Genomic DNA, 9600 nt, shown 5'->3' with positions numbered 1-9600 from the left:
CGCAAGGGATCACTTGGAAAGCCCCCGTTGTGTAGCGGCCTAGCACGCTGCCCTCTCACGGCAGTAGCGCCGGTTCGAATCCGGTCGGGGGTACTGATCTCGCAAGGGATCACTTGGAAAGCCCCCGTTGTGTAGCGGCCTAGCACGCTGCCCTCTCACGGCAGTAGCGCCGGTTCGAATCCGGTCGGGGGTACTTCAGAGCAGGAAGCCGATGGGCTCGCCCATCGGCCCTTGCTTTGTGTTGGGGTATGGTGTAATTGGCAGCACGAGTGATTCTGGTTCATTTAGTCTAGGTTCGAGTCCTGGTACCCCAGCCAGAAATTGGAAAGGCCCCGGTCACCGGGGTCTTTTTCGTTTTCCGGAGTAATGCCCGAAGGGCCCCGCTCGTCGTCGAGCGGGGCCCTTTCGCTTTCCGGTGGGGGAGGTGGGGGAGTGGGGGAGTGGGGGAAGGGGTGGGGGAGTCGGCCGGTCAGCTCCGGCGCAGCGCCTCGGTGAGCCGGTTCGCGGCCTCGATGATGGCCTGGGCGTGCAGGCGGCCCGGGTGGCGGGTCAGCCGCTCGATCGGGCCGGAGACGGAGACGGCGGCCACCACCCGGTTGGAGGGGCCGCGGACGGGCGCGGAGACGGACGCGACGCCCGGCTCCCGCTCGCCGATCGACTGGGCCCAGCCGCGCCGCCGGACGCCGCTCAGCGCGGTGGCGGTGAAGCGGGCGCCCTGGAGGCCGCGGTGGAGCCGCTCGGGCTCCTCCCAGGCCAGCAGGACCTGGGCGGCCGAGCCGGCCTTCATCGGCAGGGTGCTGCCGACCGGGACGGTGTCCCGCAGGCCGGAGAGCCGCTCGGCGGCGGCTACGCAGATCCGCATCTCGCCCTGGCGGCGGTAGAGCTGTGCGCTCTCGCCGGTGACGTCGCGCAGGTGGGTCAGGACCGGGCCCGCGGTGGCGAGCAGCCGGTCCTCGCCCGCCGCGGCGGAGAGTTCGGACAGGCGGGGGCCGAGGATGAAGCGCCCCTGCATGTCCCTGGTGACCAGACGGTGGTGTTCGAGTGCGACGGCGAGTCGGTGGGCCGTGGGCCGCGCCAGACCGGTGGCGGCGACCAGCCCCGCCAACGTGGCGGGGCCCGACTCCAGTGCGCTGAGCACCAGAGCGGCCTTGTCGAGAACGCCGACGCCGCTAGTGTTGTCCATGCCCTAAGACTGCAGTCTCAGTCCGCGAGACGCAAGTTCAATCTTCCGGGAAAAGCGCCACTCTGGATGCAGCAGCCCGGGAGACATCCAGGATGGGTCCTCGCGAGAGTGTCCGCATCGTGGACAGCGATCCGGCGTGCAGGTCGCGCGGAAGCGCCCCGCACTGGGCGGCGCAAGCGTTTACCCGACGACACGAGAAGGCCGGCAACGCGGCCGGCTGGAGGGAATCCGATGGGACGGACACTCGCAGAGAAGGTCTGGGACGACCACGTCGTGCGGCGCGCGGAGGGCGAGCCCGACCTCCTGTACATCGACCTGCACCTGCTCCACGAGGTGACCAGCCCGCAGGCCTTCGACGGGCTGCGGCTGGCCGGCCGCAAGGTCCGCCGCACCGATCTGACGATCGCCACCGAGGACCACAACACCCCCACCCTGGACATCGACAAGCCGATCGCCGACCCGGTCTCCCGCGTGCAGCTGGAGACCCTGCGGCGGAACGCGGCCGAGTTCGGCGTCCGGATCCACTCGCTCGGCGACGTCGAGCAGGGCGTGGTGCACGTGGTCGGCCCCCAGCTCGGCCTGACCCAGCCCGGCACGACGGTGGTCTGCGGGGACTCCCACACCTCCACCCACGGCGCCTTCGGCGCGCTGGCGTTCGGCATCGGCACCAGCCAGGTCGAGCACGTGCTGGCCACCCAGACCCTGCCGCTGGCGCCGTTCAGGACCATGGCGGTCACCGTCGAGGGCGAACTGCCCGAGGGCGTCACGGCCAAGGACCTGATCCTGGCCGTCATCGCGAAGATCGGCACCGGCGGCGGCCAGGGCTACGTCCTGGAGTACCGCGGCTCGGCGATCCGGAGCCTGTCCATGGAGGCCCGGATGACCGTCTGCAACATGTCCATCGAGGCCGGCGCCCGGGCCGGCATGATCGCTCCGGACGAGACCACCTTCGCCTATCTGGAGGGGCGCCCGCACGCCCCGAAGGGCGAGGACTGGGACGCCGCCGTCGCCTACTGGAAGACCCTGGTCACCGACGAGGACGCGGTCTTCGACCACGAGGTCTTCATCGACGCGAGCGAGCTGACCCCGTTCGTCACCTGGGGCACCAACCCCGGCCAGGGCGCCCCGCTGGGCTCCGCGGTCCCCGACCCCGCGGACTTCGCCGACCCGCAGGAGCGCCTGGCGGCGGAGAACGCCCTGAGGTACATGGGCCTTGAGCCCGGCACCCCGCTGCGCGAGGTCTCCGTCGACGCCGTCTTCGTCGGCTCCTGCACCAACGGCCGGATCGAGGACCTGCGCGCGGCCGCCGCCGTGCTGGAGGGCCGCAAGGTCGCCGACGGCGTACGGATGCTGGTCGTCCCCGGCTCGGTGCGGGTCGCCCTGCAGGCCGTCGAGGAGGACCTGGACAAGGTGTTCACCGCCGCCGGGGCCGAATGGCGGCACGCCGGCTGCTCGATGTGCCTGGGCATGAACCCCGACCAGCTCGCCCCCGGGGAGCGCTGCGCCTCCACCTCGAACCGCAACTTCGAGGGCCGCCAGGGCAAGGGCGGCCGCACCCACCTGGTCTCCCCGCAGGTCGCCGCCGCGACCGCCGTCCTGGGCCGGCTCGCGGCCCCCGCCGACCTGAACCCGTCCGCCCTGACCGCCGACGTCGCCGTGGAGGCCTGAGCCATGGAGAAGTTCACCACCCACACCGGCCGGGCCGTCCCGCTGCGCCGCAGCAACGTGGACACCGACCAGATCATCCCCGCCCATTGGCTCAAGAAGGTCACCCGATCCGGTTTCGAGGACGGTCTCTTCGAGGCCTGGCGCAAGGACGAGTCGTTCATCCTCAACCGGCCCGAGCGCCAGGGCGCCACCGTCCTGGTGGCCGGCCCCGAGTTCGGCACCGGTTCCTCCCGGGAACACGCCGTCTGGGCGCTGCAGAACTACGGCTTCCACGCGGTCATCTCCTCGCGCTTCGCCGACATCTTCCGCGGCAACTCCCTGAAGAACGGTCTGCTGACCGTCGTGCTGCCGCAGGAGACCGTGGAACGGCTCTGGGCGCTCACCGAGAGTGACCCTTCGGCCGAGATCACCGTTGACCTGGAGAACCGCGAAGTGCGCGCCGAGGGCGTCGTCGCGGGCTTCGAGCTGGACGACAACGCGCGGTGGAGGCTGCTCAACGGGCTGGACGACATCAGCATCACGCTGCGGAACGAGGCCGACATCGCGGCCTACGAGGCGACCCGCCCGGCGTTCAAGCCGCGCACTCTGCCGGTCTCCTGAGTTCCCTTCAGAACAAGCATTCTGACGATCCACCGGATGGCCCGCGCCCCCCTCGGGGGGGCCGGGCCATCCGGCGTTCCGGAGCACGAGTTAGCGCCGAGGCCCGCCCCGGATTGCCCATTTGGCTTTGCGGAAGAGGGCCCCGCGCAAGTACAACTGCGGGTAGATGGCACAATCAGTACATGCACCGGCACCATGAACCTCCGTACGCGGGCGGCGAACCCGCGTCCGAGGAGCCCATGGGCCGGGGATCCGAACGCCGAATTGACGATCGGCCGGACGTCACCTCCGCACCAGCTGAGGGGCCGGACGACCGGGAAGTCGCAGCGCTCTACGCGCTTGTGGCCGAGCGGTTGAAGCAAGCTCACGCCCGCGTGCATGCGCTGAACGTGTCTGCAGATGCAAAGACCGCTCTCACCCGTCAACTGCTCATCGTCACGGAGACCGCCAAGCGCGATCTTCCCGAGGCGGCACGGCGGTTGAGTCGCTTTGTACATGACCTCGACGAGGGGCGCCCGCCCCTCGACTGAGGTCGCGGACGCGCAAATCCATTGCGACACTAGGGTGATTCGCGCGTTTGGTAATTGAAAGTCCGCAGATACATACCTAACGTGCGAAAAGAACGGATGGAATCATCCGGCGCCCGTTTCCGAAGGGGAAGACGTGAACAAGGCTCAGCTTGTCGAAGCGGTGGCCGAGCAGCTGGGCGGTCGCAAGGCTGCCGCAGAGGCCGTCGACGCAGTGCTCGACACCATGGTCCGTGCCGTTGTGGCCGGTGACCGGGTCTCGGTCACCGGTTTCGGCACCTTCGAGAAGGTGGAGCGCTCCGCGCGCTTCGCCCGCAACCCGCAGACCGGCGAGCGGGTCAAGGTCAAGAAGACCTCGGTCCCCCGCTTCCGTCCGGGCCAGGGCTTCAAGGACCTGGTCAGCGGCAGCAAGAAGCTGCCGAAGGAAGGCCCCTCGGTGAAGAAGGCCCCCAAGGGCTCCCTCACCCCGGGCAAGGCGGGCGTCGCCGCGACCCCGGCCGCCAAGCGGGCCGCCACCAAGCGCTCCGCCGCCGCCGCCGCTCCGGCCGCGACCAAGAAGGCCGCCGCCAAGAAGACGGCCACCACGGCTGCCGCCAAGAAGACCACGGCCACCGCCGCGAAGAAGGCGACCGCCACCAAGAAGACCACCGCCGCCGCCAAGAAGACCACGGCGACCGCGACGAAGAAGACGGCCACCGCCAAGAAGGCGACCCCGACGGCTGCCGCCAAGAAGACCACGGCCACCGCCAAGAAGGCGACCGCCACGGCCAAGAAGACGGCTCCCGCGAAGAAGACCGCCACCCGCAAGACCACCGCGCGCAAGACCACCGCCAAGTAAGTCCCGCGCGACCGTCTCGGACGGCCTTCGGCTCAGAGCCGCGGCACCCCTTCCGCGAACTGCGGGGCCGGGTGGCCGCGGCTCTTCGCTTTCCGGGCGCTCGGTCAGGACCCGGCGGCGGCCGGTCCGGGCGGGCCCGGGAACCGCCGGGACGGCGCGGAGCGGCCGGGGCGGTGCCCGTCGCCGGTCGGAGGCCGCCGGCGGGTCGGTGCTCGTAGGCGGAACCAGTGGCCGTCCGCAGAGTCGGTGCCCGTCGGCCGGTCGGTGTCCGTCCGCGGAACCAGTGCCCGTCCGCGGAGTCAGTGTCCGTCGGCCGGTCAGTGCTCGTCGGCCGGGTCGGGGAAGGTCTGCAGGGTCACGAAGACCACCCGGCGCGCCTCCCCGGAACCCTCGGTGCGGATCCGCACCCGCTGGCCGGGGCGCAGCAGCCGCAGGCCGCCGGCGTCGAAGGCGGCCGCGTCGAACGGCACCGGGGTCCCGTCGTCGAGCAGCACGGAGCCGGCCCGGGTGGCGGGGTCGAAGGTGAACGCGGTGGCCTGCATGCCAGCAGCATAGCGAGGGGGTCGGACAGACCGCCCCGTCGCGGCCGGGGCCGGGCGCGGCCCAGGTCCGGCCCGTCCGTCAGGACCGGCCCAGACGGGCGAACAGCGCACTGGTGTGCGGGCCGAGGCCGAGGTCCGCCGCCTCGCCGAGGTCGCTGCCGGTGTCGACGTCCCGGCGCACCGACTCGACGTCCGCCAGCCGTAGTTCGAGCGCGCCGCCGGCCGCGTGCCGGGCCCGCGAGCCGTCCCCGAAGGCGGGGGCGAGCGGGCGGCCGGGAGCGGTGGCGAGCAGGGTGGTGCCGAGGCCGGGGGAGTCGGGCAGGAAGGCCCGGCCGTCCGGCGGCACCGCGCCCAGCACCCGGGCGAGTTCGGCCGGCCGCAGGGCCGGCAGGTCGGCGGAGAGGGCGGCCAGCGGGGCCCGCGGGGCGAGTGCCCGGGCGACCGAGGCGCCGTGCGACAGCGCCCGGTTGAGGCCACCGCCCGGCTCGTCGGCGACGACCAGGGCGCCCAGCTCCGCCAACCGGGCGCCGGCGCCCGGGTCCCTGGTGACCACCAGGACCCGGGCCACGCCCGGAGTGGCGAGGGCGGCGGTGACGGTGTCGAGCGCGAAGGACAGGGCCAGGTCCGGCCGGTGCGGCCCGGCGTAGGGGGCGAGCCTGCTCTTGGCCAGGGCGAGCGGCTTGAGCGGCAGCACCAGCGACCAGTCGGCGGTGGGTGCGGCGGGCGCGACGGGCTCGCTGGGGCGTACGGTGTCCTGGGTCATCGGCGTCATTGTGACGCCGGGCCCGGAGCCCTCGCCAGGCCGTCCGAGCTGTGCGGACGTGCGTTTGATCACGACCGTCCGGCGGGTTGGCGCGGTCGCTCGACAGCCGGTGAGCGAGCGGGCGACACTGTTCCGCGCCCGCGAACCGGGCACCGGGCAGACCGGTGCGCGGCACCGGGAGGCACTGATCGCGGCACCCCGTGTGCCGCATGTGATGAGAAGGAGCTGGGGTGGCCCGCCGCTCGTACGCCAAGTTCGGCAACGCCGACTACGGCATCTGGTACCGCTTCGCGGCCGTGCTGGTGAAACCGGTGACGACCGCCCTGGTGAAGCCCGACTGGCGCGGCTGGGAGCACATTCCGAAGGAAGGCGGCTTCATCGCCGCGGTGAACCACAATTCGATCATCGATCCGGTGGTCTACGCGCACTGGCAGTACAACAGCGGCCGCCCGCCGCGGATTCTCGGCAAGTCCTCGCTGTTCTCGATCCCCTTCATCGGATTCATGCTGCGCAAGACCGGCCAGATTCCGGTATTCCGCGAGTCCACCGACGCGGCGCAGGCCTTCCGGGCCGCGATCGACGCCGTGAACAGCGGCCAGTGCGTGCAGTTCTACCCGGAGGGCACGCTCACCCGGGATCCGGACCTGTGGCCGATGACCGGGAAGAGCGGTGTCGCCCGGGTCGCGCTGATGACGGGTGCGCCGGTCATCCCGGTCGCGCACTGGGGCGCGCACGAGATCATCCCGCCGTACGGCCGGCCCGGATACGGCAAGGGCAAGTTCAACCTGTTCCCGCGCCACAAGGTCACCGTCGCGGCCGGGCCCGCGGTGGACCTCACCAAGTACCAGGGCCAGGAGCTGACCGCCCAGGTGCTCGCCGACGCGACCGAGGACATCATGGCGGCGATCACCGCCGTGCTGGCCGACATCCGCGGCGAGCAGCCGCCCGCCGAGCGGTACGACATGCGCAAGGCCGCCCGCCAGCGGGCCGCCGCGGCACTCGCCGAGCGCCGCCGGGCCAAGGGCGCTCCGAACGACAACGACGGTGAGGGGGCGGGCCGGTGACCCGTTGCGCAGTGATGGGGACCGGCTCGTGGGGCACCGCCTTCGCGATGGTGCTCGCCGACGCGGGCTGCGAGGTGGTGCTGTGGGCCCGCCGCCAGGAGCTGGCGGACGCCGTCAACACCACCCACGAGAACCCGGACTACCTGCCGGGCGTCCGGCTGCCCGCCACCGTCCGGGCCACCACCGACGCGGCCGAGGCGCTGGCCGGCGCCGACTTCGCGGTCCTGGTCGTGCCCTCGCAGACGCTGCGCGACAACCTCGCCGCCTGGGCGCCGCTGATCGAGCCGCAGACGGTGCTGGTGAGCCTGATGAAGGGCATCGAGCTCGGCACCGCCAAGCGGATGAGCGAAGTGATCGACGAGGTCACCAAGGTCGGCCCGGAGCGGGTCGCGGTGGTCAGCGGGCCCAACCTGGCCAAGGAGATCGCCAACCGCCAGCCCGCCGCCAGCGTGGTCGCCTGCACCGACGAGGCCGTCGCCAAGCGGCTCCAGGCCGCCTGCCACACGCCGTACTTCCGGCCGTACACCAACACCGACGTGGTCGGCTGCGAACTCGGCGGCGCGGTCAAGAACGTGATCGGCCTGGCGGTCGGCATGGCGGCCGGCATGGGGCTCGGCGACAACACCAAGGCGACGCTGATCACCCGCGGGCTGGCCGAGACCACCCGGCTCGGCGAGGTGCTGGGCGCCGACCCGCACACCTTCGCGGGGCTCGCCGGGATGGGCGACCTGGTCGCGACCTGCTCCTCGCCGCTGTCGCGCAACAACACCTTCGGCATGAACCTGGGCCGGGGCATGTCGCTGGCCGAGACCATCGCGGCCACCCGGCAGACCGCCGAGGGCGTCAAATCCTGCGAGTCGGTGCTGGACCTGGCCCGGCGCAACGGGGTCGACATGCCGATCGTCGAGGCCGTGGTGGACGTCGTGCACAACGGGCGGCCGACCCAGGAGGCGCTGCAGGCGCTGATGTCACGCGCCGCCAAGCCCGAGCGGCGCTGAGGCGGAGCGGGGCTGAGGCCGGGCGGCGCTGAGGCCGGGCGGGCTGAGGCCGAGCGGTGCCGGCTCCGTGCCGGGGCGCCGGGCTGACAATTCCGGGGCCCGCCGGGCGGGCGTTGACCGTCCGGAAACACGTCGCACGGTAGTCTCAAGCCCGATATGAGCATCGAACAGTCCTCCCCGAACCCGTCCGCCCGCAAGCCGCGCGTCGCGCTGGTCTTCGGCGGCCGCAGCTCCGAGCACGCGATCTCGGTCTCCACCGCGGGCAGTGTGCTCAGGGCGATCGACCGCGCCAAGTACGACGTGCTGCCGATCGGCATCACCCACGAGGGCCGCTGGGCGCTGACCAGCGACGAGCCGGCCCGGATGGCCATCACCGACGGCAAGCTGCCGGACGTGGCGCAGATCGCCGAGTCCGTCGACGGTCAGGTCGTGCTGCCCGCCGCCCCGGGTGACCGCGAAGTGGTCCTCAGCCAGCCGGGGAGCGCCCCCAAGGTGCTCGGCGAGGTCGACGTGGTGTTCCCGCTGCTGCACGGCCCGTGGGGCGAGGACGGCACGCTCCAGGGCCTGCTGGAGCTCTCCGGCGTCCCGTACGTCGGCAACGGCGTACTGGCCAGCGCGGCCGGCATGGACAAGGAGTTCGCCAAGCGGATCCTGGCCTCGCACGGCCTGAACGTCGGCACCTACACCATCGTGCGGCCGCGCGACTGGGAGACCGAGGAGGGCCGCGCGGCCGTGCGCGAGCGCGCCGCCGGGCTCGGCCTGCCGCTGTTCGTCAAGCCCTGCCGGGCCGGCTCCAGCATCGGCATCACCAAGGTCCGCGACCTCGCGGACCTGGACGCCGCGATCGAGGAGGCCCGCCGGCACGACCCCAAGCTGATCATCGAGGCCGGGGTCACCGGCCGCGAGATCGAATGCGGCGTGCTGGAGTTCGAGGACGGCCCGCGGGCCAGCGTGCCGGCCGAGGTGCTGGTCGGCGAGGGCTTCGACTTCTACGACTTCGAGGCCAAGTACATCGACTCCTCCGAGGTGCAGATCCCCGCGCGGCTGACCGCCGAGGAGACCGCGGAGATCCAGCGCCAGGCCGTGGCCGCGTTCGAGGCCTTCGGCTGCGAGGGCCTGGCCCGGGTGGACTTCTTCCTGCTGGAGGACGGCACCTGGATGATCAACGAGATCAACACCATGCCGGGCTTCACCCCGATCTCCGCCTACCCGAAGATGTGGAAGGCCAGCGGGGTCGCGTACGCGGAACTGATCGACCGGCTGCTGGAGTCGGCGCTGCGCCGCCCGACCGGGCTGCGGTAGCCGTACGGAAGCATGGCGGGCGGCGGAGCCCTCACCCTCCACGACGGCGCCCGCATCGCAGCCCTCCGCAGCCAAGCCATCCTCGCCATCGCCGGACACGGCGGCATGGCCTCCA

General features: G+C 72.0%; 10 protein-coding genes and 3 tRNA genes. 10 read left to right on the top strand and 3 right to left on the bottom strand.

Features of this window, described 5'->3' with window-relative positions; all coding sequences use genetic code 11:
* Positions 1 to 20 precede the first annotated feature (20 nt).
* From ABT247_RS28320 to ABT247_RS28310, 3 genes are all read left to right on the top strand, one after another.
* Positions 21 to 93: transfer RNA gene (locus tag ABT247_RS28320), tRNA-Glu, on the top strand.
* A 27-nt stretch (positions 94 to 120) separates the two neighbouring features.
* Positions 121 to 193, top strand: a tRNA-Glu gene (locus ABT247_RS28315).
* Positions 194 to 242: 49 nt separating this feature from the next.
* A tRNA-Gln gene (locus tag ABT247_RS28310) sits at positions 243 to 317 on the top strand.
* A 152-nt stretch (positions 318 to 469) separates the two neighbouring features.
* On the opposite strand, the gene ABT247_RS28305 is transcribed toward ABT247_RS28310, so the two are convergent.
* The gene (locus tag ABT247_RS28305) at positions 470 to 1183 is read right to left on the bottom strand and encodes an IclR family transcriptional regulator (RefSeq protein ID WP_030246527.1); all 714 of its coding nucleotides are present in this window, start codon (positions 1181 to 1183) and stop codon (positions 470 to 472) included.
* A 231-nt stretch (positions 1184 to 1414) separates the two neighbouring features.
* On the opposite strand from ABT247_RS28305, the gene leuC reads away from it, so the two are divergent.
* The 4 genes from leuC (at position 1415) to ABT247_RS28285 (ending at position 4816) form a co-directional block, all read left to right on the top strand.
* Positions 1415 to 2851, top strand: a complete 1437-nt coding sequence (leuC, locus tag ABT247_RS28300) for a 3-isopropylmalate dehydratase large subunit (RefSeq protein ID WP_350747855.1) — start codon at positions 1415 to 1417, stop codon at positions 2849 to 2851.
* Positions 2852 to 2854: 3 nt separating this feature from the next.
* Positions 2855 to 3451: a 3-isopropylmalate dehydratase small subunit gene (leuD, locus tag ABT247_RS28295; protein ID WP_350747852.1), complete on the top strand. Its 597-nt coding sequence runs from the start codon at positions 2855 to 2857 to the stop codon at positions 3449 to 3451.
* 182 nt (positions 3452 to 3633) lie between these two features.
* A complete protein-coding gene (locus ABT247_RS33680) occupies positions 3634 to 3981 on the top strand; it encodes an SCO5555 family protein (RefSeq protein ID WP_392905653.1) in 348 nt (115 codons plus the stop codon).
* 133 nt (positions 3982 to 4114) lie between these two features.
* Complete coding sequence (locus ABT247_RS28285; protein ID WP_350747849.1) at positions 4115 to 4816, top strand: HU family DNA-binding protein; 702 nt, start codon at positions 4115 to 4117, stop codon at positions 4814 to 4816.
* 317 nt (positions 4817 to 5133) lie between these two features.
* Here ABT247_RS28285 and ABT247_RS28280 read toward each other — a convergent pair whose 3' ends face one another.
* Together ABT247_RS28280 and cofC are read right to left on the bottom strand one after the other, a co-directional pair.
* On the bottom strand, positions 5134 to 5358 hold the full coding sequence (locus tag ABT247_RS28280; protein WP_350747846.1) for a hypothetical protein: 225 nt from the start codon (positions 5356 to 5358) through the stop codon (positions 5134 to 5136).
* Between the two features lie 79 nt (positions 5359 to 5437).
* Positions 5438 to 6121: a 2-phospho-L-lactate guanylyltransferase gene (cofC, locus tag ABT247_RS28275; RefSeq protein WP_350747844.1), complete on the bottom strand. Its 684-nt coding sequence runs from the start codon at positions 6119 to 6121 to the stop codon at positions 5438 to 5440.
* Between the two features lie 230 nt (positions 6122 to 6351).
* Between cofC and ABT247_RS28270 the strand changes: the two genes are divergently transcribed.
* The 3 genes from ABT247_RS28270 (at position 6352) to ABT247_RS28260 (ending at position 9485) form a co-directional block, all read left to right on the top strand.
* Positions 6352 to 7185: a lysophospholipid acyltransferase family protein gene (locus ABT247_RS28270; RefSeq protein WP_350747841.1), complete on the top strand. Its 834-nt coding sequence runs from the start codon at positions 6352 to 6354 to the stop codon at positions 7183 to 7185.
* 14 nt (positions 7186 to 7199) lie between these two features.
* Entirely contained in the window at positions 7200 to 8183 is a 984-nt protein-coding gene (locus ABT247_RS28265) for an NAD(P)H-dependent glycerol-3-phosphate dehydrogenase (protein ID WP_350747858.1), read from the top strand.
* Positions 8184 to 8339: 156 nt separating this feature from the next.
* Entirely contained in the window at positions 8340 to 9485 is a 1146-nt protein-coding gene (locus ABT247_RS28260) for a D-alanine--D-alanine ligase family protein (protein ID WP_350747839.1), read from the top strand.
* Positions 9486 to 9600 lie beyond the last annotated feature (115 nt).

Source organism: Kitasatospora sp. NPDC001539, from assembly GCF_040298565.1.
In the GTDB taxonomy this organism is placed as follows: Bacteria; Actinomycetota; Actinomycetes; order Streptomycetales; family Streptomycetaceae; genus Kitasatospora.
Note: the sequence above shows the minus strand (reverse complement) of the source record. Positions and strands in the feature narration are given on the sequence as shown.

Excerpts from the sequence above, each read along its gene's own strand:
- ABT247_RS28305 (WP_030246527.1), bottom strand. The coding sequence starts at position 1,183 with ATGGACAACACTAGCGGCGTCGGCGTTCTCGACAAGGCCGCTCTGGTG.
- leuC (WP_350747855.1), top strand. The coding sequence starts at position 1,415 with ATGGGACGGACACTCGCAGAGAAGGTCTGGGACGACCACGTCGTGCGG.
- leuD (WP_350747852.1), top strand. The coding sequence starts at position 2,855 with ATGGAGAAGTTCACCACCCACACCGGCCGGGCCGTCCCGCTGCGCCGC.
- ABT247_RS33680 (WP_392905653.1), top strand. The coding sequence starts at position 3,634 with ATGCACCGGCACCATGAACCTCCGTACGCGGGCGGCGAACCCGCGTCC.
- ABT247_RS28280 (WP_350747846.1), bottom strand. The coding sequence starts at position 5,358 with ATGCAGGCCACCGCGTTCACCTTCGACCCCGCCACCCGGGCCGGCTCC.
- cofC (WP_350747844.1), bottom strand. The coding sequence starts at position 6,121 with ATGACCCAGGACACCGTACGCCCCAGCGAGCCCGTCGCGCCCGCCGCA.
- ABT247_RS28265 (WP_350747858.1), top strand. The coding sequence starts at position 7,200 with ATGGGGACCGGCTCGTGGGGCACCGCCTTCGCGATGGTGCTCGCCGAC.
- ABT247_RS28260 (WP_350747839.1), top strand. The coding sequence starts at position 8,340 with ATGAGCATCGAACAGTCCTCCCCGAACCCGTCCGCCCGCAAGCCGCGC.